The 23,583-nt window shown below is 68.9% G+C and carries 21 protein-coding genes; 5 read left to right on the top strand and 16 right to left on the bottom strand.

Annotated elements, in window-relative coordinates; all coding sequences use genetic code 11:
* Positions 1 to 71 precede the first annotated feature (71 nt).
* Positions 72 to 1,256 (bottom strand): amino acid deaminase/aldolase, encoded by a 1,185-nt coding sequence (locus tag DMC61_RS02430; protein ID WP_125686441.1) that lies wholly within the window; start codon positions 1,254 to 1,256, stop codon positions 72 to 74.
* Positions 1,257 to 1,345: 89 nt separating this feature from the next.
* Here DMC61_RS02430 and DMC61_RS02425 point away from each other — a divergent pair, with 89 nt between their 5' ends.
* A complete protein-coding gene (locus DMC61_RS02425; protein ID WP_125686439.1) occupies positions 1,346 to 2,650 on the top strand; it encodes a D-arabinono-1,4-lactone oxidase in 1,305 nt (434 codons plus the stop codon).
* Here DMC61_RS02425 and DMC61_RS02420 read toward each other — a convergent pair.
* From DMC61_RS02420 to DMC61_RS02400, 5 genes are all read right to left on the bottom strand, one after another.
* Complete coding sequence (locus tag DMC61_RS02420; RefSeq protein WP_016330528.1) at positions 2,647 to 3,594, bottom strand: ribose-phosphate pyrophosphokinase; 948 nt, start codon at positions 3,592 to 3,594, stop codon at positions 2,647 to 2,649. The genes DMC61_RS02425 and DMC61_RS02420 overlap by 4 nt on opposite strands.
* 50 nt (positions 3,595 to 3,644) lie before the next feature.
* Positions 3,645 to 4,295 carry an SDR family oxidoreductase gene (locus DMC61_RS02415; protein WP_125686437.1) on the bottom strand — a complete coding sequence of 217 codons (651 nt, stop codon included), beginning with the start codon at positions 4,293 to 4,295 and terminating at the stop codon, positions 3,645 to 3,647.
* Positions 4,296 to 4,314: 19 nt separating this feature from the next.
* On the bottom strand, positions 4,315 to 4,965 hold the full coding sequence (locus DMC61_RS02410) for a hypothetical protein (RefSeq protein WP_016330526.1): 651 nt from the start codon (positions 4,963 to 4,965) through the stop codon (positions 4,315 to 4,317).
* Between the two features lie 319 nt (positions 4,966 to 5,284).
* The gene (locus DMC61_RS02405) at positions 5,285 to 7,552 is read right to left on the bottom strand and encodes a serine/threonine-protein kinase (RefSeq protein WP_125686435.1); all 2,268 of its coding nucleotides are present in this window, start codon (positions 7,550 to 7,552) and stop codon (positions 5,285 to 5,287) included.
* On the bottom strand, positions 7,543 to 9,753 hold the full coding sequence (locus DMC61_RS02400; protein ID WP_125686433.1) for a protein kinase: 2,211 nt from the start codon (positions 9,751 to 9,753) through the stop codon (positions 7,543 to 7,545). Before DMC61_RS02400 ends, DMC61_RS02405 begins: the two co-directional genes overlap by 10 nt.
* A 118-nt stretch (positions 9,754 to 9,871) precedes the next feature.
* On the opposite strand from DMC61_RS02400, the gene DMC61_RS02395 reads away from it, so the two are divergent.
* Entirely contained in the window at positions 9,872 to 10,939 is a 1,068-nt protein-coding gene (locus DMC61_RS02395; protein ID WP_016330523.1) for a CoA ester lyase, read from the top strand.
* The gene (locus DMC61_RS02390; protein ID WP_125686431.1) at positions 10,939 to 11,793 is read left to right on the top strand and encodes a CoA ester lyase; all 855 of its coding nucleotides are present in this window, start codon (positions 10,939 to 10,941) and stop codon (positions 11,791 to 11,793) included. The genes DMC61_RS02395 and DMC61_RS02390 overlap by 1 nt, the downstream gene beginning before the upstream one ends.
* A gap of 229 nt (positions 11,794 to 12,022) precedes the next feature.
* Here the strand turns inward: DMC61_RS02390 and DMC61_RS02385 are convergent, their stop codons facing one another.
* The 8 genes from DMC61_RS02385 to DMC61_RS02350 are packed head-to-tail and all read right to left on the bottom strand — an operon-like array spanning position 12,023 to position 20,337.
* Positions 12,023 to 13,402: an amidase gene (locus DMC61_RS02385; RefSeq protein WP_125686429.1), complete on the bottom strand. Its 1,380-nt coding sequence runs from the start codon at positions 13,400 to 13,402 to the stop codon at positions 12,023 to 12,025.
* 12 nt (positions 13,403 to 13,414) lie between these two features.
* On the bottom strand, positions 13,415 to 14,173 hold the full coding sequence (locus DMC61_RS02380) for an SDR family NAD(P)-dependent oxidoreductase (protein ID WP_125686427.1): 759 nt from the start codon (positions 14,171 to 14,173) through the stop codon (positions 13,415 to 13,417).
* A complete protein-coding gene (locus tag DMC61_RS02375; RefSeq protein ID WP_125686425.1) occupies positions 14,170 to 15,591 on the bottom strand; it encodes an aldehyde dehydrogenase family protein in 1,422 nt (473 codons plus the stop codon). Before DMC61_RS02375 ends, DMC61_RS02380 begins: the two co-directional genes overlap by 4 nt.
* The gene (locus DMC61_RS02370) at positions 15,584 to 16,354 is read right to left on the bottom strand and encodes an ABC transporter ATP-binding protein (protein ID WP_199749872.1); all 771 of its coding nucleotides are present in this window, start codon (positions 16,352 to 16,354) and stop codon (positions 15,584 to 15,586) included. The genes DMC61_RS02375 and DMC61_RS02370 overlap by 8 nt, the downstream gene beginning before the upstream one ends.
* Complete coding sequence (locus DMC61_RS02365) at positions 16,351 to 17,088, bottom strand: ABC transporter ATP-binding protein (protein WP_125686423.1); 738 nt, start codon at positions 17,086 to 17,088, stop codon at positions 16,351 to 16,353. The genes DMC61_RS02370 and DMC61_RS02365 overlap by 4 nt, the downstream gene beginning before the upstream one ends.
* Positions 17,089 to 17,093: 5 nt before the next feature.
* Positions 17,094 to 17,906, bottom strand: coding sequence for an ABC transporter permease (locus DMC61_RS02360; RefSeq protein ID WP_199749871.1), 813 nt, complete (start codon positions 17,904 to 17,906; stop codon positions 17,094 to 17,096).
* On the bottom strand, positions 17,906 to 18,850 hold the full coding sequence (locus DMC61_RS02355) for an ABC transporter permease (RefSeq protein ID WP_125686421.1): 945 nt from the start codon (positions 18,848 to 18,850) through the stop codon (positions 17,906 to 17,908). Before DMC61_RS02355 ends, DMC61_RS02360 begins: the two co-directional genes overlap by 1 nt.
* Positions 18,847 to 20,337, bottom strand: coding sequence for an ABC transporter substrate-binding protein (locus DMC61_RS02350; RefSeq protein WP_125686419.1), 1,491 nt, complete (start codon positions 20,335 to 20,337; stop codon positions 18,847 to 18,849). The genes DMC61_RS02355 and DMC61_RS02350 overlap by 4 nt, the downstream gene beginning before the upstream one ends.
* 60 nt (positions 20,338 to 20,397) lie before the next feature.
* Between DMC61_RS02350 and DMC61_RS02345 the strand changes: the two genes are divergently transcribed.
* Both DMC61_RS02345 and DMC61_RS02340 read left to right on the top strand, forming a co-directional pair.
* Positions 20,398 to 21,141, top strand: coding sequence for a FadR/GntR family transcriptional regulator (locus DMC61_RS02345; protein ID WP_125686417.1), 744 nt, complete (start codon positions 20,398 to 20,400; stop codon positions 21,139 to 21,141).
* Positions 21,142 to 21,162: 21 nt separating this feature from the next.
* Entirely contained in the window at positions 21,163 to 22,218 is a 1,056-nt protein-coding gene (locus tag DMC61_RS02340) for a patatin-like phospholipase family protein (RefSeq protein WP_125686415.1), read from the top strand.
* Positions 22,219 to 22,290: 72 nt separating this feature from the next.
* Here DMC61_RS02340 and DMC61_RS02335 read toward each other — a convergent pair whose 3' ends face one another.
* Together DMC61_RS02335 and DMC61_RS02330 are read right to left on the bottom strand one after the other, a co-directional pair.
* A complete protein-coding gene (locus DMC61_RS02335; protein WP_125686413.1) occupies positions 22,291 to 22,893 on the bottom strand; it encodes a class F sortase in 603 nt (200 codons plus the stop codon).
* 3 nt (positions 22,894 to 22,896) lie between these two features.
* Positions 22,897 to 23,562, bottom strand: a complete 666-nt coding sequence (locus DMC61_RS02330) for a hypothetical protein (RefSeq protein ID WP_125686411.1) — start codon at positions 23,560 to 23,562, stop codon at positions 22,897 to 22,899.
* Positions 23,563 to 23,583: the final 21 nt, after the last annotated feature.

The following is a 23,583-nucleotide window of genomic DNA, read 5'->3' as shown; positions in this document are numbered from 1 at the left end:
CCGTCGCCCCCTCCCGATACGCTGGTGCGGGGCGCGCCCCCCAGGGATGGGTGGGGGGTGGGGTCGCGGGGTCAGCCGAAGTTTTGGGACTCGCCGCGGTAGGTGGGGACGGTCCGGTCGACGCGGTCGCCGACGACGACGTGGTAGTGCGTGAAGCGTTCGGCGAGTTCGCCGGCCTTCGCGTGGCGCAGCCAGACGCGGTCGCCGAGCCGCAGGTGCCGGGCGGCTTCGCCGGACACGGGGGTTTGGACTTCGCCGGCGCCTTCGAAGCCGAGTAGCGAGAGACCTTCGGGCAGATAGGGCGTCGGGAGCCGCGAAGACTCCGCGGGGCCTGAAGCGATGTAGCCGCCGGAGAAGAGCGTCGCGACCTTCGGTGCGGGGCGCCGGACGACGGGCAGCGCGAACATCGCGGCCGGGCGCGGCGAGAAGTGCGCGTAGCCGTCGAAGAGCGTCGGCCCGATCAGGCCCGAGCCGGCCGCGATTTCGGTGACGGCCGCTTCGGCGCCGGTCGATTCGACGCTGCCGCTGCCGCCGCCGTTGACGAACTCCAGATCCGCGAGCGCCCGGACGGCGCGAACCGCGGCCGCGCGGCGTTTCGCGATTTCCACAATGGACTTTCGCTGCATCCAGCCGATGACGGAGTTCTTGGCCCCGCTGCCGGCCGCGTCGCCGAGCCCGGCGATCTGGCCTTCGTACGCCATCATCCCGACGAGCCGGAAACCCTTGCGGGACAAGATGGTCCGCGCCAGATCCGCGGCTTGGCGCGGGCTGAACACCGGCGAGCGCCGGGTGCCGATGTGCACGCCGGGCAGCGGCCGCCACGAAGCGTCGAGTTCCAGGCAGACCCGGATTTCGGGATGTCCCTGCCCCAGCGCGGCATCGACCAGGTCGAGGTGTTCGGGCGAGTCGACCATGATCGAGATCGCCGCCCGCGCCCGGTCGTTCGCCGCCAGCCGCCGCAGCGCGCCGTGATCGGCGGTCGGGTACGCGACCACGATGTCTTCGGACGTCTCCTGCTCGACGTGCCAGACGGCTTCGGCGAGCGAGTAGCACATGAGACCTTCGAAGCCGGGCCTCGCGAGGACCCGTTCGAGCAGATACCGGCAGCGCACGGATTTGCTGACCACGCGGATCGGTTTCCCGGCGGCCCGCCGCAGCAGGTCGGCGCCGTTCGCGTCGAACGCATCCAAGTCGACAATCGCGAACGGAGGATCCAGGTCCTTCGTCGCCAAGTCGTACACCGTCGCACTGGTCACCCGAACTAAGGTACGACAGAAGGGCTTGAAACGCGAATACTATTCACTTACTGTTTCGGCACTCACAGCCTCTCGGAATAGGTGGGCGCATGACACGGTGGAGCAACTGGGCCGGCACCGCGACGGCGTCGCCGCTGCGTGTGCATCGGCCGCGGGACACGGGCGCGATCGCCGAGGCGATCGGCCGGTCCGCTGCGGACGGACGGCGCCTGCGCCCGCTCGGCAGCGGTCACTCGTTCACCGCGATCGCCGCCGCGAACTCGGACGCCATGGACCTCGCCGGCTGGACCGGGATCGCCTCGGCCGACGTCGCGAAAGGCCTGGTCACGGTCCGTTCGGGCACCACGCTCAAGCAGCTCAACGCCGAACTCGACGCGCTGGGCCTGGCGATGACCAACCTCGGCGACATCGACGCGCAGACCGTCGCGGGCGCGATCTCCACCGGCACCCACGGCACCGGCGCCCGGCTCGGCGGGATCGCCACCCAGATCGCCGCGCTCGAACTCGTCCTCGCCGACGGCACCGTGGTCACCTGTTCGGCGGACGAACGCCCCGATCTCTTCGCCGCGGCGCGGGTCGGGCTGGGCGCGCTCGGCGTCATCAGCACGGTCACCCTGCAGTGTGAACCGTCGTTCCTGCTCTCCGCCCAGGAGCGGCCGGAACCACTCGAACAGGTCCTCGAAGGCTTCGACCAGTTCGCCGACGAGAACGACCACTTCGAGTTCTACTGGTTCCCTTACGGCAAGAACGCACTGGTCAAGCGCAACAACCGGCTGCCGGCGGGCAGCGAACACCGGCCGCTGAGCAGGCTGAAGGAGTTCGTCGACTACGAGGTCACGGAGAACGTCGCGTTCGGCGGCCTGTGCCGTCTCGGCCGCGCGGTGCCGAAACTCGTGCAGCCGCTCGGCCGGTTCGCCTCCAACATCCTCTCCGCCCGCGAGTACAGCGACACGTCGCATCGCGTCTTCGTGACCCATCGCGGTGTGCGGTTCGTCGAGTCGGAGTTCGCGATCCCCCGCGAATCGCTGCACGACGTCTTCTCCGAACTCCGCGCGTTCGTCCCGAAGCTGGAGAACCCGGTCGCGTTCCCGGTCGAGGTGCGCGTCGCCGCGGCGGACGACATCTGGCTTTCGACCGCGAACGGCCGCGACTCGGCCTACATCGCGATCCACCAGTTCGTCGGCATGCCCTACCGCGAGTACTTCGCCGGGTTCGCTTCGATCGTCGGCGAGGTCGGCGGCCGCCCGCACTGGGGCAAGATGCACGACCTCGACGCCGCGACGCTGCGCTCGCGGTACCCGCGCTTCGACGACTTCCTGCGGGTCCGCAAGGAGGTGGACCCGGCCGGGGTCTTCACGAACACGTACCTCGACCGGGTCCTCGGCACCGTTTAGGCGGTTTCGAACAACGCGCTGACCGATTCCCCGTTGTGGATCCGGCGCATCGCCTCCGCCAGCGCGGGCGCGATCGACAGGACCCGCAGCTTCGGGCTCTGCTCCTCCGGCGGGATGGGTACCGTGTTCGTGCAGACGACCTCCAGCACGTCGGGCTGGCTGCCGATCCGATCGAGCGCGCCGCTGGAGAAGAGGCCGTGCGTGCAGGCGACGCGGATCGAGCGCGGCTTCAGTTCCCGCAGCTTGTTGAGCAGTTCGATCACCGTGCTGCCCTTGGCGATCTCGTCGTCGAGGACGATCACGTCACGGCCGGTGATCTCGCCGATCACCGAGCTGATCTCGACCCTGTCGTCGGCGAAGCGCTGCTTCGCGCCCGCCGCGACCTGGACGCCGAGCAGCCGGGCGAAATGCGCGGCCTCCTTGGCGTTGCCGAGATCCGGCGAGACCACGGTGGTCGCGGACAGGTCGTACTGGCGGAAGTGCTTCGCCAGTTCCTGCAACGCGTGCAGGTGATCGACCGGGACGCTGAAGAACCCGTGCACCTGCGGCGAATGCAGCGTCATCGCGAGCACCCGGTCGGCGCCGGCGGTGGCCATCAGATCGGCGACGAGACGGCCGCCGATCGAGATCCGCGGCGCGTCCTTCTTGTCCGACCGGGCGTACGAATAGTGCGGCATGACGACGGTGATCCGCTTCGCCGAAGCGCCCCGGGCGGCGTCCAGCATCAGCAGCAGTTCGACGAGATGTTCCTGCACCGGCCGCACCAACGGCTGGATCAGGAAGACGTCGCGCTCGCGGCAGTTCGCTTCGAGCTGGACTTCGAGACAGTCGTTGGCGAACCGCTGCACCTTCACCGGATGCAGGGGAACGCCGAGATGGGCGCAGATCTCTTCGGCGAGCTCGGGATGTGCGCTGCCACTGAAGACCGCGATGTCCTCGCGCAAGGACCTTCTCCGTTCATTCAAAAGACGGATTACGTCCACACACTAGAGTTTCACAGAGCGGAAACGGCCTGAGAGATAGCAGTATCACCCGAGATCGCTTCGAGGACGCGTCCCGCCGTCGACGGACTGTCGAGCAGCGCGACGAGGATCGCGGCGACGTCCTGCCGGGGAATGGGTCCGCGGCCGGTGGACTCGGCGATCAAGATCTCGCCGGTGCCCTCGTCGTTGGTGAGCTGTCCCGGCCGGAGGATCGTCCAGTCGAGATCGCGGGCGCGCAGATCGTCTTCGGCCGCCTTCTTGGCCTTGAGGTAGATGCGGAACTCGTCGGAGACGTCCGCGGTCTCCCATTTGTCCGCCCCCATGGAGCCGACCTGGATGTGCCGCCGGACGCCCGCCCGCTCCGAGGCGGCCGCGAAGAGTTCGGCGGCCGCCCTGTCCACAGTGTCCTTGCGAGCCGTACCGCTGCCCGGCCCGGCGCCCGCCGCGAAGAGCGCGACGTCGGCGCCGTCGAGCACCTTGGCGACGCTGTCCACATCGGACTTTTCCAGATCGAGGACGACCGCTTCGGCGCCGGCGGCTTCGAGATCGGCGACGTGGCCGGGGTTGCGCACGATCCCCACCGCCTGATCACCGCGTGCGGAGAGCAGTTTCTCCAGCTTCAGCGCGATCTGTCCGTGTCCACCCGCAATGACGACTCGCATGGACCCGACGTTAGCGCGTTCAGTCCACTTCGGCAGGGAGCTCGGTTTCGCGGAGCAGCTGCTCGTAGACGATCTCGTTGACCAGACGCGAGACCGGGTCCTCGTCGAGGATCATGCGCTCGCTGTGGCCCTCGAGGTCGAGGTCGGCCACCGCGTTGGGGTCGGCGGTGACGATGCCGAGCCCGTAGGCGCGGGCACGCGGCAGGCAGTTGCCGACGTAGTCTTCCGTCAGTACGGCAGGCGATGGGAGAACCATCGCGGCCTCGCCGTAACGTGCGAACGGAACCGCGGAGGCCATCGCGGTGCGCCAGTGCCGGGCGACCGCGAGGACGCCGATGATCTCGGCGGCCGGCGCGGGTGCGGTCGCGGCCAGCTCTGGCCATGTCCAGGTGTCGACGGTGGCGCGATCGACGACGGGACCCATGCCCATCGCGATGCGCTCCGCGTGCACGTCGGTACGGAGCCGGGCGACCACGCAGATCTTGCGGCCGAGCACGGTGGTCTCCGGCAAGACGATGCCGTTCCAGCCGAGCAGGGCCGCCGCCTTGCGCGAAAGCTCCCCGACGCTCGCGGGCAGTTCGATCGGCGGCACCACCCGGCTCGGCAGTGACCGGCTGCGCTTCGCGCCACCGGCGACCGTCGAGCTCTCCATGTTCGGTGTAGCCGCCACGTTCCGCCTCCTTCGAACCTGGTTTCCCTAGGGCTCGTCATCCCCGTGCCACCTCGGTGGAAGCGGCACATGACCTGTCTAACAGGGCGGAGAGGCGGCGGCGCCGGACAACGGGAGTGGCTGCGATCGGCGGCACTTTGTCATCGGTGACCGGTCGGTAGGCGGTCATTCGACTTCAGTCCGACCGTGCCGCCAACCGAGTGAGCAGGGAGGTAAGTGGTGTTACCCGGTGTCTCCGAACGGTCACGGGGAACGAAACGAGACATTAGGCCATTCGGCCCAATGAATACTCATTCCACTTTGGACTTTCGCAGGTCGGTCAGGAGATCGTCGCGGTACGAAGGAGTTCTTCGACGCCCGGCGTCCGCCACTCGTCCATCACCACGATTTGCCTGTCCGCAAGGAACCAGATCCGCTGGGTCACGCTCGTCTCGCCGCTTCCGCCCGTCTGTCCACGAGGAACACACTGGATCGTCCACTCCTCGTAGGTCGCCGTCGCCCCGCCGACCGGTGCGGTGGCGGAAGCCGTCCGCGTGGCGTCACCCTCTTGGCGGAGGTCCTTCCGCCCGGCCGCGTTGCAGGCCCGTCCGCCCGCGCTGCGCCGGTAGAACTCCCCCGGCCGGTACGGCGGCTGCTCGGCGGACCGCTGGGTGTTGTCGGTGACAAGGACGTACTTGCAGTTGAAGTACTTCTTGGGATCCGGGCAGCCCGGCGCGACGAGTACCTTCTCCAGCCCCTGCGAGACCACGGACCAGTCCTGCGGCAGATGCAGGGTGAGCGCTCCGGCCGAGACGTCGGTGACGCCCTGCGCGGGCGGCGCGGACGACGTGCCTTTGACCACCTTTCCGCTGGTCACGCCGTCGACAAGGGCGGGGTTCAGCAGTCCGCGCACTTTGTCGTAGGGCAGTGTGTGGTCTTGGACGCTGCAGGCAGTGGTGAAGCCCAGGTCGGTCATGTTGGCCGTGACCTCGAGGGCGGTCGGCGCGAACGCGAGCCACACCTTCGGGTCTCCGGTGAGGTCGGCCGCCCGGAGCGGCCGGTACGGGAAAATGGTGCTCGGAGGGCCGCACTGCTCCTTGTCGGGCCAGAGGATCTCGGTCAATTCCCGGAGGCCCTCGTCGGTGAACTTCCCGGGGGCGAACAGTTCGGCGGGCGTGAGCGCCTTGCCCTCCTTCAGGTCGATGGTCACCGCGGCGCGCCCGTTTCCCCAGGTCGAGTGGGGTTTGTTGGTGAGGTCGTGGGTGTAGCGCACCGAGAGGTACCGCTCGTTCTCCGTGCGGATGTCGGCCTTCGTGGTCAGCGCGTACGGGCCGCGTTCCGGCTCCAGCTTGGCGGCGCCGGGGCCGGTTTTGCGGTTCCAGGCGTCGATCGGCGCGGTCAGCGCGTCGTTGACCCGCTTGAGCCAGGCTTGATCGGACGAACCGGTCACTTCCGGACGTTGGCCGGTGTAGGCGAGGGTCGTGCCGGGCACCGTCCCCGACTCGGTCTTCATCGCGACCTTGAGCGCGACGGCCTGTTGTGTGGTCGGCGGCGAAGGCGGTGGAGTGCTCGCGTCGGAGAAGACGACCACCGAGCCGACAACGGCGGCCGTCGCCGCGATGACGCCGGCGGTGATCTTCAGCCCGACCGCGATCCCGCCGGTCGACGCGGCCGCCGCACCCGGCCCGGCGGCGGCGACGCCGGGAGCGGCCGCGGTACCGGCGCTGAGCAGGACCAACGGCGTCGCCGCGGCGAGCACACCCGCCGCCTTCGCCAGCCGCGACCAGCCCTTGCGTTCCCATTCGTCGCCGTACCCCGCGCGGGCGACGCGTTCCAGTTCGCTGACGAACGCGAGCGCGTCGACCGGTCGTTTCGACGGGTCCTTCGCCATCCCGAGGGCGACGATCTCGTGCACCGGCTGGGGGACTTCGCCGAACGGGATGGGTGCGTGTTCGTGCAGCGTGCGCAGCACTTCGGTCTCTTCGGCCTCATACGGCCGGTGGCCGGCGACGCATTGGAAGAACACGCAGGTCGCGGCGTAGACGTCGGTCGCGGGAGTGGCCTGCCCGCCGGACCACTGCTCGGGCGCCATGTACGCGGGCGTGCCGACGGACGGGCCGCGTTCACCCGCCAGGACGGCCGTGCCGAAGTCGACCAGCTTGCTCTCGCCCGTGTCTGCGACGAGGACGTTGGCCGGTTTGTAGTCCCGGTGGACGACGTTGGCGGAGTGCGCCGCGGCCAGCCCGAGCAGCGATCCCTTCAGGACGGCGAGGGCGGCTTCGGGTTCGAGAGCGCCTTCGGCCTGGAGCACGGAACGCAGAGAGACGCCGTTGATCGCCTCCATGACGATCGCCGCGCCCTGCGGCGTCTCGAAGAACTCGTACAGCTTCACGACGTGCGGGCTCGTCACGCGGTGCAGCGCCAGGGCTTCTTGGCGGAACGCGTCGAGATAGGCGGGCTCGGCGGCGAAGCGGGAGAAGAGGTATTTGATCGCGACGACGTGGCCGGTGTTGTCCTGGCGCGCGAGCACCACGCGGCCGAAGGTGCCGGTGCCCAGCTGCTCCAGCTCCGTGAAGCCGGGCAGTCTCCACTCGTCGCTTAGTTCCACTTCGCCTCTTCCAGGATCTTGTCGAGGCCTGGAGTGTTCCACTCGTCCACGATCACGAGCTGCGTTTTCGGCAGGAACCAGACCCGCTGAGTGACGCTACCGCCGCCAGAACACGTGAGCCGCCACTCTTCGTAGGCCGCCTTCTTCGTCCCGATCGAACGAAGTTCCTTCGTCTGGAGGACGGGCGACCCCTGTGTCTCCCCTGGTGCCCCGAGCGAGTGACATGGACGCGGGCCGGTGGATCGGTTGTACGGCTTGCCCGGTTCATAGGGCGGGGTGGCCGGATCGACCCGCGAGTTGTCGCTGAAGACGACGCCCGCGCAATGGAACGGCTGCGTGCACTGGTCGGCGGTCACCAGGTAGCGCTCGATGGGTTCGCCGGAAAGCAGGCGCCAGCTTTCCGGTGTGGTGATGGTGAAAGCGCCGACGTTGTCCTCTTTGGTCCGTTCGCCCTGCGTGCCGCCGAGCAGATGCGCGACCGCGGGACTCAGCAGGCCGCGCAGCCGTTCATAGGGCACGGTGACGGTCGTCGGATTGCAGACCATCGGGTACCCGAGCGCGTAGGCCGCGACGCGGAACTCCATCCCGTTCGCCGCGGGCGCCGCCTGCACGATCGCCCCGTCCTGGGTGTACCGATCCGACATCGCTCCCGCGGGAAGGTGTTCCGGTTCCGACGGCGGCGTGGCGAGGCACTCGCCCGGTTTGGCCGAGGCGTACAGCCGGTCTTCCACCATCCGCATCCGCTCGGCGTTGCCGTCGACGTTGTCGAACAGGCCCGCGGTCGGGATCACGTCGCCGTCGGACAGGTCGATCACGAGGGCCCGGACGGCGTAGGCGCCACGGTTCCCGAGCTGGACCGTCTCGACCGAACGTTCGTAGACGACGGAGATCAGCTTGTCGTCCTGGCGCAGGACCTCGGCGGTGGTGGACATATGCGGGATGTCGCCGTCGGGCTCCTTTTCCGGCGGGCTCCCCGGCGGCCAGACGCTGGTGAGCCAGTCGTCGATCGGCGCCATCAGCGCCTTGTTGACCCGCTCCTCGACCGCCTTGTCCTTCAGCCCGCTGATCCGGACGTACTTCCCGTTGAAGTCGAAGCCGTCGAGCTTCTCGGTGCGGGTGAGGAGGTCGACCTTCATCGCGGCGACGGTCGCCGTCCGTGGCGGTGCTTCGTCTTCGCTGTTCGTGCCGACCACCACGACCGTCCCGGCGGCGACCGCGGTGGCGGCGGCGACCGCGGCGGTGATCTTGAGGCCGAGCGCGATCCCGCCGCCGGCGGTGGCCGCGACCCCGCCGCCCGCGAGGACCGGCGCGGCGGCGGTCCCGGCGCCGAGCAGGGCCAGCGGGGACAAGGCGACCAGGACGCCGGCGCCCTTGGCGAGCCAGTGCCAGCCGTTGCGCTCCCAGTCGTCGCCGTACGCCTTCCTGGCGCACGCCTCCAGCTCCGCGACGAACTCGGCCGCGCCCGACGGCCGGTGGGCGACGTCCTTCGCCATGCCGCGCGCGATGAGGTCGCGGACCGGTTCGGGCACCTCGCCGAACGGGATCGGCGCGTATTCGTGCAGCGTGCGGAGCACTTCGGTCTGCTCGGCCTCGTACGGCCGGTGGCCGGCGACGCACTGGAAGAACACGCAGGTCGCGGCGTAGACGTCGGTCGCGGGGGTGGCGACGCCGCCTGCCCACTGTTCGGGCGCCATGTACGCGGGAGTGCCCGCGGCGACCCCGGTCTGCCCGGCGAGCACGGCGATGCCGAAGTCGACGAGCTTGCTCTGCCCCTCACGGGTGACCAGGACGTTGGCCGGTTTGTAGTCGCGGTGGACGGTGCCCGCGGCGTGCGCGCCGGCGAGACCGAGCAGCGAGCCCTTGAGGATGGCCAGCGCGGCTTCGGGTTCGAGCTTCTCCTGGCGGCCGAGGATCTCTTTCAGGGAGATTCCGTGAACGGCTTCCATGATGATCGCGGCCCCTTGCGGGGTCTCCACGAACTGGTGCAGCCGGGCGATGTGCGGCCCCGAAACGCGGCTCAGGATCTGCGCCTCATGGCGGAACTCGGCCAGGCGCCGCGGGTCGGCGGCGAACCTCGCATACAGGTATTTGATGGCCACGACCTGCGCGGATTCGTCGTGCCGGGCCAGCACGACCCGCCCGAACCCACCCTCGCCCAGCGACCCCAGCTCGGTGAAACCCGGCAAGGCCCAGTCGTCCACAGATTCCTCCGCGATTCCCGATCGTGCCCCCTTGGAGGTGAGCTGCGCCGCAGCGGTTCCCCGCCTTCCGGGTTTAGGGTTACCCGTCGGTCACTTAGCCCGTAGCGATGGAGGAACGATGCGTTCGCCGAAGGATTTCTTCGCCCCGCTCGCGGTGGGGGCGCCGGAACCGCTCCGCCAGATCCCCGTGCCTCCTTCGCGGATGATCCATTTCTTCGATCCCAGCAACGAGAAGATGGCCGCCAAGGTCCCGGACATCGCCAAGAAGGTCGACGTCCTGCTCGGCAACCTCGAGGACGCCGTGCGCGCCGACCGCAAGGAGGCCGCGCGGAACGGGCTCGTCTCCATCGCGAAGTCGACCGACTTCGGCAAGACGCAGCTGTGGACGCGCGTCAACAGCCTCGACTCGCCTTGGGTGCTCGACGACCTGATCACGCTGGTCACCGAGATCGGCGACAAGCTCGACGTGATCATGGTGCCGAAGGTCGAAGGCGCGCAGGACATCCATTACGTCGACAGGCTGCTCGCGCAGCTCGAAGCGCGGGCCGGGCTGACGAAGCCGCTGCTGGTGCACGCGATCCTGGAGACCGCCAGCGGCGTCGCGAACGTCGAGGAGATCGCCGGCGCGAGCCCCCGGATGCAGGGCATCTCGCTCGGCCCGGCCGACCTCGCCGCGAGCCGGCGGATGAAGACCACCCGGGTGGGTGGCGGGCACCCCGGTTACCTCGTGCGCACGGACCCGACGGGCGAGGACCTGAACGAGGGACGCACGACGTATCAGCAGGATCTGTGGCACTACACCGTCGCGCGGATGGTCGACGCCTGCGCGGCGAACGGGATCCTGCCGTACTACGGGCCGTTCGGCGACATCCGCGACGTCGTGGCCTGCGAGGACCAGTTCCGCAACGCGTTCCTGCTCGGCTGTGTGGGCGCCTGGAGCCTGCATCCGGTGCAGATCGACATCGCCAAGAAGGTGTTCTCGCCCTCGCCCGAGGACGTCGCCTGGGCACGGCGCGTGATCGCCGAGATGGGTGATGGCACCGGTGCGGTGATGATCGACGGCAAGATGCAGGACGACGCCTCGGTCAAGCAGTGCCGGGTGGTCGCCGAACTCGCGGACGCGCTCGCCGCCGACGATCCTGAACTCGCCGCCGCGTACGACGCGGCCACGAAGGAGGCTTCCTGATGAACCCCCGGCGTTCCGTCCTCTACATGCCCGGCGCGAACGAGAGAGCGCTGGAAAAGGCCAAGACGCTGGACGCGGACGGTCTCATCCTCGACCTCGAAGACGCCGTCGCGCCCGACGCGAAGGAAGCCGCACGTGAACGCGTTTGCGCCGCCGCTTCGTCGAAGGAGTACGGCTCGCGCGAGGTGACCATCCGCGTCAACGGCCTCGACACCGAATGGCACGACGCCGACCTCCGCGCCGCCGCGCAGGCGGGCCCGGCCGCGATCGTGGTGCCGAAGGTGAACTCGGCCGCCGAAGTGCACAACATCGAGCGCGCGCTGGAACTCGGCGGCGCGCCGGACCACACGAAGATCTGGGCGATGGTCGAAACCCCGGTCGCGATGCTGCACGCCGAGGAGATCGCCGCGGCGTCCGAGCGGCTGACCGTGCTGGTCATGGGCACGAACGACCTGGCGAAGGAACTGCACGCCGAGTTCGTCCCGGGCCGCGCGCCGCTGCTGGGCGGGCTTTCCCTCGCGCTGCTGGCCGCGCGCGCCACCGGCAAGGCCATCCTCGACGGCGTCTACAACGACGTGAAGGACCTCGAAGGCTTCGAGGCGGAATGCGTGCAGGGGCGTCAGTTCGGCTTCGACGGCAAGACGCTGATCCACCCGGCGCAGCTGGAGCCGTGCAACCGGATCTTCGCGCCTTCCGCGGAGGAGATCACGCGGTCGCGCAAGATCATCGCGGCGTTCGAGGAGGCGCAGGCGGCCGGGCAGGGTGTCGTGACCGTGGACGGGCGGATGATCGAAAACCTGCACGTGGAGAACGCGCGGCGGATCCTGGCGCTGGCCGAGGCGATCGGCGGCTGAAGGGCGCCATACCCGCATGAGATGCGGCGAAGGGCCCTTTAGCCGCGTCGTATGCGGGGAAAGCGTCCTTCAGCCCGCGCTAAGCTGGTCGACGATAGCCCCGGATGGCCCCTGACCTGCTGGTCATGTCACCGGGGCTCTGATCTTTCTGCGGCCGAACGACACGCGTTTCGTCCTCTGAATGCGGTAGTTGGCGACGCGAACGACCGCATTTAGAGGACGAAATGCGTCAGGGCCAGGGGCGCGGAGTGGGGCGAAGGGTTTCGTAGGCGGCAGCGGCGCGAAGGACGTCGAGGTCGGCGAAGCGGCGTCCGCTGATCTGCAGGCCGATGGGCTGGTCGTCGCTCGTGTAGCCGCAGTTGATCGAGACCGCGGGCTGGCCGGACATGTTGTACGGCACGGTGAACGCGATGTGCTCGAACGGGCGGCGCGGGTCGTTGGTCGGCGAGGGCCAGTCGGCGGGCGGGGCCGAGACCGGGCAGGTCGGGGACAGGACGACGTCGAAACGCTCGGTCGCGCGGAGGGTCGCGACGGCGATGGCGTCGATCTGTGCGAAGCCGCGGTAGGCGTCGACACCGGTGACGTCGGCACCGCCGGCGGCCCAGTCGGCGATGTACGGCAGCACCTTCGCGCGGCGGTCTTCGGGCAGGGCCGACATGTCCGACCAGGCACGGACGCGCCAGAAGGTATCGAGTCCGTCGAGCATTTCCCGGCGCAGGAACGGCGAAACCGGCTCGACGACGGCACCGGCCGCCTCGAAGACACGCGCGGCTTCGGTGACGGCGGCGATCGTCTCCGGCAGCACGGGAAGCCCGACGCCGGGATCGAGATGCAGCCCGATCCGCAGGCCCTCGATCTCGCAAGACAGCGCCGCCCAGTCCACAGAGGACGCAGGCAGCGAAAGGTGATCGCGACCGTCCACACCGGACAGAACGCTCATCAGCAGCGCGGTGTCGGCCACGGTCCGCGTCATCGGCCCGGCGACGCGGCCGAGGAACGGCGGATCCACCGGCACCCGGCCGAAGCTCGGCTTCAGCCCGACCAGGCCGCACCAACCGGCGGGCAGCCGGATCGAGCCGCCGATGTCGGTGCCGACGTGCAGCGGGCCGTAGCCCGCCGCGGCCGCCGAACCGGCACCGGCGCTGGAACCACCGGGCGTGCGCGTGGTGTCCCACGGATTCCGTGACGCGGTGTGGAAACTCGACAGCCCGGACGTCAGCATCCCGTAGTCCGGCATGGTCGTCTTGCCCAGCAGGACCCCGCCGGACTCGCGCACGCGAGCGGCGGCGGGCGCGTCGGCCGAAGCCGGTTCCAGCGAAGAAGCAGCTGTGCCGAGCGGGACCGGCGTGCCCCGGGTCGCGATGTTCTCCTTCAGCGTCAACGGAACACCGTCGATCGGGCCGAGCGGCTCCCCGGCGTGCCATCGGCTTTCGGACGCCTTCGCGTCTTCGCGCGCGCTGCTCGGGTCGTACGCGTAGAGCGCGTGCAGTTCGGGCTCGCGCGCCTCGACGCGGGCGAGGACGGCTTCGGTGACCTCGACCGGCGACAGCGTCCCGGCGCGGTACTGGGCGACCAGCTCGACGGCGGTCAGATCGGGCAACTCCGGCACGGCAACACTCCTTTACGTCGCGGGCGGTTCGAAGCGGCCGTCGACCGCGGTCCAGCCGCCGTCCACCGCCAGCACGGAGCCGGTGACGAACGACGACGCGTCCGACGCCAGGTACACGACGGCGCCCGCGAGCTCGTCCGGGCGCGCCCATCGGCCGAGCGCGCCCTTGGTCGCGTACGCGTCGTACCAGGCCGGATTCGCCTTGATCTGCGCCGTCAGCGGGGTTTCGACGACGCCGGGCGCGATCGCGTTGACCCGCACCCCCGCCGGGCCGAACTCCGCCGCGGCTGTGCGGAACAGCTGCACGAGCCCGGCTTTCGTCGCCGCGTACGGGCCTTGGCCGGGCTCGACGGTGGTGCCGCGGATCGACGAGAACCCGACGATGCTCCCCCGTCCGCGCTCGACCATCCCGGCGCCGAACGCGCGGACGACCTCGAAGGTCGCGCCGAGGTTCAGCGCGAGCACCCGGTCGAATTCCTCGCGCGTGTACTCCAGCAGCCGTTTGCGCACGTTGGTGGCGGCGGTCAGCACGACGACGTCGATCTCGCCGAGTTCCGCGGCCGCCCGCGCGGCCGCACCGTCGGAGAGCAGGTCGACCTCGTACGCCTCGCCAACACCGGTTTCCTTGGCGGCGGCGACATCACGGTCCGCGACGATCACCTCGGCGCCGTGCGCGGCCAGCGCCTTGGCGGCTTCGCGGCCGATCCCGCTGCCACCGCCGAGGACGACGGCTCGCTTCCCGTCGAGCCGGAACAGGTTTTCATACGTCACGGGCGCAGCACCGCCATTCTCGTCACGGTCAGTTCTTCGACCGCGAACCGCGGCCCTTCCCGCCCGATCCCGGAATCCTTCACACCGCCGTACGGCATGGTGTCGGACCGGAACCCGGGCACCTCGTTGACCACCACACCGCCGACTTCGAGCTCGTCGAGCGCGCGGAACGCCGTCTTCAGCGACGTGCTGAACACCGAGGCGTGCAGCCCGTAGCGCGACGCGTTGACCGCATCGAACGCTTCATCCACAGAGGACACGGTGCGGATACAGACCACGGGGCCGAAGATCTCCTCGTCCCAGCATTCGAGGCCGTCGGGCACGTCGAGCAGCACGGTCGGCCGGATCACCGTGCCCTCGACACCGCCTCCGACCAGCCGCGCACCGGCCGAAGTCGCTTTGTCGACCCACTCCTGGACGCGCCTCGTGGACCCCGGATCGATCAGTGCCGAAACCCGCGTCTTCTCATCGCGGGGATCACCGGTGACGACCTCGCCGAGCCGCGCGAGCACCCGCTCGGTGAACTCCTCGGCGACGGCGTCCACGACCAGCACCCGCTGCACCGAAATGCAGGCCTGCCCGGACGCGTAGAACCCGCCGCGCAGCACGGCGTCCGCGGCCGCGTCGAGATCCGCGTCCTCCGCGACCACCAGTGCCGCGTTGGAACCCAGCTCCAGCAACGTCTTCGTGGGTGCGGCGTCGCGCGCGATCCGGTGCCCGACCAGCGCGGATCCGGTGAACGACACCGCGCCGACGCGCCGATCCGTGACCAGCGCCGAGCCGACGGCCGCGTCCCCGGTGACCAGCTGGACCATCGCGGGCAGGTCGGTCAGCGAGCGCACCAGATGCACCAGCCACAACGTCGCCAGCGGCGTCTGCGGCGCGGGTTTCACCACCACCGGGCAGCCGGCGGCGATGGCGGGCGCGATCTTGTGCGACGCCAGGAGCAGCGGGTAGTTGAATCCGGCGATGCCGACCACCACCCCGATCGGCTTGCGTTTCCAGAAGCCGACCAGCCCGTCACCGGACGGCAGCAGGTCGAGCGGGACGGTCTCGCCGTGCAGCCGCGAGACCTCCTCGGCGGCGGCCTGCCAGGTGACGATCGTGCGCGCGACCTCGACGCGGCAATCGACCAGCGGCTTTCCGGTCTCCAGCACCAGAAGCTGCTCGAAGTCGGAGCGCCGCGCTTCCAGAGCCGCGGCGACGTCGTTCAGGAGCGACCGCCGGGTCCGCGACGGCAGGGCCGCGACCTGCTTGAACACCGCGACCGCCTCGTCGATCGCCCGCGTGGCCAGCTCCGGCGTCCCGACCGGCGCCCGGCCGATCTCGCTCCCGTCGTAAGGGAAGTTCACCGGCAAGTCGTCCATAGTGGACACCCAGCCGTCACCGATCGGCAGTCCCTCCGGGTATTCAGCCATCGTCCCCTCCCCGAAGCCGCGCCAGCTCGGCCCGCAGATTCGGCGCGGCCGCCAGCAGTTCCCTGGTGTACTCGTGTTCCGGCGCGTCGTAGACCTGGTCGACGTCGCCCATCTCGACGATCTCCCCGCGCCGCATCACCGCGACCCGGTCGCAGACGTGCCGCACCACGCCGAGATCGTGCGAGACGAAGATCAGCGTCAGCGAATACAGCTCGACCAGCGACGCGAGCAGGTCGAGGATCTGCTTCCGCACCGAGACGTCGAGCGCGCTCACCGGCTCGTCCGCGATGAGGACGCGCGGATTCGGCGCGAGTGCCCGGGCGATCGAGATGCGCTGCCGTTGCCCGCCGGAGAACTGGTGGGGATAGCGGCCGGCGGCGTCCTCGGGCAGACCGACGGCCTTCAGCAGCTCCGAAACCCGCGCGGGATCCCGGCGGCCCAACGGTTCGGAGATGATGTCGCGCACCCGCATCCGAGGGTCGAGCGAGCCCATCGGATCCTGGAAGACGATCTGCAGTTCCGACCGCAGGAAGCCGAGTTTGCGCTCCGGCAACGTGTCGACGCGTTTGCCCTGGAACGAGACGCTGCCCGCCGTCGGCTTGTCGAGCGCGGCCAGCAATCTGACCAAAGTGGACTTTCCCGAGCCCGATTCGCCGACGATGCCGAACCGTTGACCTGCTTCGACATCGAAGGAGACACCACGCAACGCATGCACATCGCGACGCGTGTAGCGGCGTTCGAGGTCCCGCACCGAGATCATCATCGGCTCGCCTCCAGATCCGAAGCGGCCAACAGCTTCTTCGTGTACTCGTGCTGCGGCGCGGTGAGGACGTCGCGGGTGGTGCCGGCTTCGACGATCTCGCCGTCCAGCATCACCAGCACCCGCTCGCACACCGACGCCACGACGGCGAGATCGTGCGTGATGAACAGCAGCGCGCACTCCCGTTCGCGGACGCCGTCGAGGATCAGCTCCAGGATCTGCGCCTGCACGGTGACGTCCAAAGCCGTCGTCGGCTCGTCGCAGATCAGCAGCTTCGGGTCGTTGGCCAGCGCGATCGCGAGGACGACCCGTTGCCGCTGCCCGCCGGACAGTTGATGCGGATACGCGCGAGCGACGCCGGGCAAGCCGACGGAAGCCAGCAAGGCCTCGGGGTCCTTCCCGCCCTTGCGATGGATCCGCATCGGCTCGGCGACCTGCGCGCCGACCCGCATCGCCGGGTTCAACGCGGTCATCGGTTCCTGGAACACCATCGAGAGTTCGTTGCCGCGCAACCGCGACAGCTCCTTCTCCGACGCGCCCAGCAGCTCGCGGCCGTCGAGTTTCACCGAGCCGGAGGCGGCGAGCTCTTCGGGCAGCAGCCCCATGATCGACAACGCCGTCAACGACTTCCCGGAACCCGACTCGCCGATCAGCCCGACCCGCTCACCGCGCGCGATGCCGAACGAGACGTCGCGAACCAGGCCGCCGATGCCGAGACCGTCTACCTGCAGTGTCATAGCGGTCATAGCCGCGCCGCCAATCGGGGGTCGAGGCGATCGCGGAGGCCGTCGCCGAGCAGGTTGAACCCGAGGACGGCGATGGCGATCGCGACCCCGGGCACGAGCGCGAGCCGAGGGTGCAGGGTCAGGAACACCTGGGATTCCTGCAGCATCCGGCCCCACGACGGGGTCGGCGGCCGCGTGCCGAAGCCGAGGAACGACAACGCCGCTTCCGCGAGCACGGCGATCGCGAACGACACCGACGCCTGCACGATCAGCAGCCCGGAGATGTTCGGCAGCACATGCCGCGCCGCGATGTTCAGCCGTGACCGGCCCGCCGACCGCGCGGCCAGCACGAACTCGCTGCTCATCACCTGCAACGTGCCCGAACGCGCGATCCGCGCGAACGACGGGATGGTCGCGATGCCGATCGCCACCATCGCGGTCAGCGTGTCCGCCCCGAACACCGCGCCGAACATGATCGCCAGCAGCAACGCGGGGAACGCGAGCACGAGATCGTTGACCCGCATGACGAATTCGCCGAGCCACCGCGACGACATCCCGGCGAGGATCCCGAGCGGCGTCCCGATCAGCGCGGCGATCCCGACCGCGACCACGCCGACGTACAGCGTCGTCCGCGCGCCGACCATGATCTGGCTGAGCACGTCGCGGCCGAAGCTGTCGGTGCCGAGCGGGTTCGAGCCGCTGAAATCGTGCAGCCGGCTGGCCGCGTCGACCTTCACCGGGTCGAACGGCGTCCACACGAACGAAAGCAGCGCGGCGAGCACGATCAACGCGACCAGGACACCGCCGACGAGGAGACTGCGGTTACGCATCAGGAACCCCGCAATCTCGGGTCGAGCACCGTGTACAGGACGTCGACTACGAAGTTCACCAGCAGCACGCCGACCACCAGGACCAGCACGATCCCCTGCACGGACAACAGGTCCCGCGATGCCACCGAGTCGAGCAGCATGCTGCCCAGCCCCGGCAGGACGAACACGCGCTCGACGACGACGGCGCCGATCAGCAGCGTCGAAAGTTGCAGCCCGAGCACCGTCACCACCGGCACGGCGGCGTTGCGCAGCCCGTGGCGGAACAAGGCTTGGAACGGCCGCAGCCCCTTGGAACGCGCCGTGCGCAGGTAATCCTGTCCGAGCGTGTCGAGCACGGCCGACCGGACATAGCGCGTGAGCACCGCGCCCTGCACGAGCCCCAGCGACAGCGCGGGGAGGACCAGACCGCGGAGGAATTCGCCCGGATCCTGCACCGGCGGTGTCCAGCCGCCGGAGGGCAGCCAGCGCAACTGCACCGCGAAGATCTGCACCAGGATGATGCCGGCGAGGAACGCGGGGATCGCGACGCCGATCTGCGACAGCCCGGAGAGCGCGGTGCCGTCGGCCTTCCGGTGCCGCACCGCGGCGAACGTCCCGGCCGGGACGGCGATCAGCAACGCCACCAGCATCCCGGCCCCGACCAGCCACAACGTGACGCCGAGGCGGTCGGTCAGCGCCGGGCCGATCTCCTCGCGGGTGACGTACGAGCGGCCGAAGTCGCCTTGCAGGACACCGCCGATCCAGTCGAAGTACTGCGTCACGAGCGGCCTGTCGATGCCGAATTCGGCGCGCGTCTTCGCGATCAGTTCCGGCGTCGCGTTGACGCCGAGCGCGACCTGCGCCGGATCGCCCGGCAGCACGGCCATGAACAGGAACACCACGATGGACGCGACCAGCACACTGGCCACCAGGATCGCCACGCGGCGCACGATCTTGACCGTCATCGCGGCGCCAATCCCGTGAGATCGAAGGACTCGCTGACCTGGTTGCGGACGAACCCGGTCACCTTGTTCTTCGCCACGATCACGTTGGGGAACAGGAAGAGCCAGTCCGCGGCGGCGTCCTCGGACAGCCGCCGCGCGACCTGGCGCATCGCGTCGATCTGCTCCTGGGGCGTTCCGGCGTCGGCCTTCGCCAGGTTCTGCTGGACGGGCTTGCCGTCGTAACCCCAGTAGTACTTCGGCCTGCCGAAGGTGACGATGTCGCGCGCCTCGACGTGCTGGATGATCGACAGGTCGTAGTCGTGGTCGGTGAAGACCTGCTTGAGCCACACCGCCGGAAAGTCCAGCGGCTCGATCGTCACCGTGACCCCGACGTCGGCCAGTTGCGAGGACACCACCTGCGCGGCCGAAACCGCGTACGGCAGGTTCGGGATCCGCAGCCGCAGTGACGGATTCGGTTGGCCCGCTTCGGCGAGCAGCGCTTTGGCCTTCGCGGGATCGAACGGATACGCGTTCGACAGGTCTTCGTACCAGGGGTCCGTCGGCGGGACCATGCTGCCGATGAGCGTGCCTCGGCCGGCCCAGGCCGTGTCCAGCAACGCTTTCCGGTCGATCGCGTACGACAGCGCTCGCCGCACCCGGACGTCGTTCAGCGGCGGGCGCGCGTTGTTGAACGCGAGCGTGACCTCGCTGTTGGTGGTGCCTTCGACGACGGTGAACCGGTCGTCGCTCTGGAACTGCGGGATCGAATCCGGCACGGTGATCGCGGAGATGACGTCGATCCCGTTGCTCAGCAAGGCGTTGTTGAGCGCCGTCGGATCCTTGATGTACTTGAGGACCACCGTGGAGTAGGCCGGTTTCGCACCCCAGTACGCGGGATTCTGCTTGAGCACGATGGAGTCGCCACGGCGTCGCGAAGACACCGTGTACGGCCCGGTGCCGACCGGTTTGTTCGCCAGATCCGCGACCCCCGTCGGGCTGAACATCGCGCCGAGGCGGCTGGTGAGGCTGAACAGCCAGCCGTTGCTGGGTTTCGTGAGCACGACCCGCGCGTGGTCCGGCGCCACCACGTCGACCCGGTCGACAACGTCCATTGTGGACTTGATCGACACGGTCCAGTCGGTCTTCACGCGCATCAGCGAGAACTTGACGTCCTCGGCGGTGAACGGCGCCCCGTTGCTGAACTTCGCGTTCTTCCGGAGCTTGAAATCGTAGGTCTTGCGGTCTTCCGACACCGTCCACGATTCAGCCAGCAGCGGCACGATCTTCGCGTTCGCGTCGAGCTTCACCAGCCCCTCGTAGACGTTGTAGAGCAAGGCCTGCGGGATGGCGGCGCCGTCCGTCCGGGTGAAGTCGAAGTTCGCGGGTTCGGCGGTGTAACCGATGGCGAGCGTGCCGGGATCCTTGGCCACCGTGGCACTCGAGCCGGCGGAGCAGCCGGACGCCACCAGCAGCAACGCAACCACTGCCGCGTGAATCCGGGCTTTCATCCTGCCCCCTGACCGGTAGACTGGTCGGACCAGTAAACCAGACGAGACGGCAGGGTCAAGATGGAATTCGAGCCGGTCGCCCCTGTCCGCGCGTACCAACGTGTCGTCGAACAGATCGAGGAAGCCGTGTTCAGCGGCCGCATCAAACCGGGTGACCGGCTGCCGAGCGAACGCGAGCTGATGGTCCAGTTCGACGTCGGCCGCTCGACCGTGCGCGAGGCGCTGCGTGTGCTGCAAGCAGCGGAAATGATCCGCTCGCGGCCCGGAGATCCACGCGGTCCCGAGGTGCTGGCCGCCTCCCCCGCCGCGTTGCACCGGTCGATGCACCGGCTCGCGCGGGCCGACCATCTCGGGTTGTCCGAACTCCTGCAATTCCGCATGGTGCTCGACGGTTCCGCACATCTGCTCGCCGCGCAGCTCAGGACGGAGGAGCATCTCGCCGAACTGGACACCGCGCTGGAGGCGATGCGCGAGGGCGTCTCGAAGGGATTCGCGGAGTTCTCGCACGCGGACGTCGCGTTCCACGAGGCCATCGCCCGCGCGACCGGGAATCCGCTGCTGGTGATCAGCGGCGAGGTCGTCCGCGGCGTCGTACTGGAACTCATCGAGGACAAACTGGAGCACGCCGACGACCGGACGGCGTTGATGCGCAGCTGGCTGACGCATCACGAAGAGGTGCTGGGCGCGATCCGCGACTCCGACGGCGAGCGCGCTTCGCGGCTGGCGAAGCAGGCGCTGTACGACAACTACGCCGAGTACGTCCCCGAAGAGCAACGACGTCTTTTGCAGCCGCTGCTCACTTGACCCACCCCTACACTCACTCAGGTGGGGGATACCAACAAAGCTTCGGCCACCCGGCAAGGTGTCGGTCTCGCGCTTTCCGGCGGCGGCTACCGCGCGATGTTGTTTCACACCGGAGCCCTGTGGCGGCTCAACGAACTCGGCTGGCTGTCGAAGATCTCGACGTTCTCCAGCGTTTCGGGCGGCTCGATCGCGGCCGGCGTGCTCGCACACGCCTGGGCGGAGCTGAAGTTCGAAAACGGTGTCGCGGACAACTTCTCCGACAAGGTGGTCGCGCCGATCCGGGACCTGGCCCGCAAACGGCTCGACATCCCGGTCACCCTGCTGGCCATGGCCGTTCCGTGGCGGAGTGCCGGCGAAGAGCTCGCGCGGGTGTACGCGAAACACCTGTTCGGTGACTGCTGCTTGAAGGACATCGACCCGACGGGGCCGCAGTTCGTCTTCACCGCGACGAACCTCCAAGACGGTGCGCTGTGGTGGTTCTTCCGGCAGAACGGCCCGCACGGGAACATCCCGCTCGCGACCGCGGTGGCCGCGTCTTCGGCGTTCCCGCCGATGCTTTCGCCCGTGGTGATCCAGGATCCGCATTCCGCCGAGCGGAAACGCAAGATCGTGCTGAGCGACGCCGGCGTCTACGACAACCTCGGCCTGGACCCGGTCGAAGGGCACGCGACCGTGCTGGTGAGCGACGCGGGCAAGCGGATGAAGGTCACGCGCAATGTCAAACGCGACTGGGGACGGCAGTTGCTGCGCGTCCTCGACGTGATCGACAACCAGGTACGCGAGCTGCGCCGTGGCGCGCTGCTGAAGTCCTACGTGGAGAAGGATTTCGCCGGCGCCTACTGGGGGTCTTACGTCGATCTCGCGAACTTCCAGCTCGAAGACTCGCTGGCGGCGCCCGCCGAGCGCACGCACGTGCTGGCGGAAACCCCGACGCGCCTGACGAAACTGCCGGAAGTGCTGCAGGAGCGGTTGATCAACTGGGGTTACGCGGCCTGTGACGCGGGGATGCGGAAGTGGGTCGACACCGAGGCGGCCGCTCCTGACGGGTTCCCGTTCCCGGGCGCCGGGGTGGGTTGAGCGCTTCCCCGAATGCAATGAACGGTCCGTTCCTTGCGAAATTTGCAAGGAACGGACCGTTCATGGCGCTCGTCAGGAGACGAGGTTCGCGTAGACGATGACGTTGTCCTTGTAGCTGTGCTCTTCCTTGTCGAAGACACCGCCACAGGTGATCAGCCGCAGCTGCGGCTTGTCCGTGTTGCCGTAGACCGCTTCCTCGGGGAACTGGTCCTTGGGCACCTGGTCCTTCTTCTCGACCACGAACTTCAGGCTCTTCCCGTCACTGCGGTCGACGAGCACCTCGTCACCCGGGTTGACGTCCTTGAGCTTGTAGAAGATGCCCGGCTGCTTGTTGCCGTCGACGTGGCCGAGCAGGATCGCCGGACCGACGTCGCCGGGCACCGGCGAAAGCTGGTACCACGCGGCCTGCATCGGCTTCTTCGCCGAAGGGACGGCCATCTTGCCGTCCTTGTTGATCGCGACCGCGATCAGATTCGACTCCGCGCCGATCTTGGGGATCTTGACGTTCGTCGGCCGGACGCCGTCGAACGGCTTCGTGACCGGGACGGTCGATTCCGCCGGGGCCTGCTGTGCCGCGGGCGCCGGTTCCCCGGAACCGCAGCCGGTCAAGGCGAGGGCAAGAACGAGGGTGGCCGCGACCGCGCGGCCACCCCGCCTCAGGAACTTCGTCGACATCGATCAGGCCGCGGTGGCGCCGAAACCGGTCTCGATGCCGCCCTTGGGGGCGTACTTGACCTGCTTCTCCGGCTTGCCCGGGGTGGCCGCGCCGCCGCCGATGGGCGCCTCGAACTCGATGTCGGCCTTGCCCGGCTTGCCGTCACAGGTCCAGGTGAAGGTGCTGGAGTTGCCCTTGAAGGACTTCTTGACCTTCACGATGTAGACCCAGTAGCGGCCGTCGTCCTCGGCCTGGTTGCTGTACAGGATGTCGAAGTCCGGCGCCGAAACGTTCGACGGCTCGCCCGGCTCGCAGGCGATGACCAGCGCACCGACCCCGTTGTCGCCGATGTAGCCCGCGCCGATGTTGTCGACGTAGGGCTCCTCCGGCGGGGTGGTGGGCTTCTCCGAGGTGGAGGTCGGCGACGGCTTGCCGGAAGTCGGCTTGCCGCTGCTGGTCTGCGTCGGCTGCTGCGAGGACGACGAGGCCGGGGCGCTCGACTCCGGCGGAGCCGACGTCACCTTGCCGCCGGTCCACGAAGGCGAAGGCGCCGTGGTGGGCGTTTCGCTCGTCGGCGCGGGGGGCGTGGTCGTCGTTTCGTCCTGCGCCAGCGCGGCCGGGGTCACGGCCAGCGAGATGACGGCGCCGGCCAGCATCGCGCCCGCGAAGCGGCCCAACGTCTTCTTCAAAATGATCTCCCAGTGAAAAGC

Source organism: Amycolatopsis sp. WAC 04169 (genome assembly GCF_003947535.1).
Classification (GTDB): domain Bacteria; phylum Actinomycetota; class Actinomycetes; order Mycobacteriales; family Pseudonocardiaceae; genus Amycolatopsis; species Amycolatopsis keratiniphila.
The sequence above is the reverse complement of the archived record's forward strand: the minus strand, read 5'-3'. Positions and strand labels throughout refer to the sequence as shown.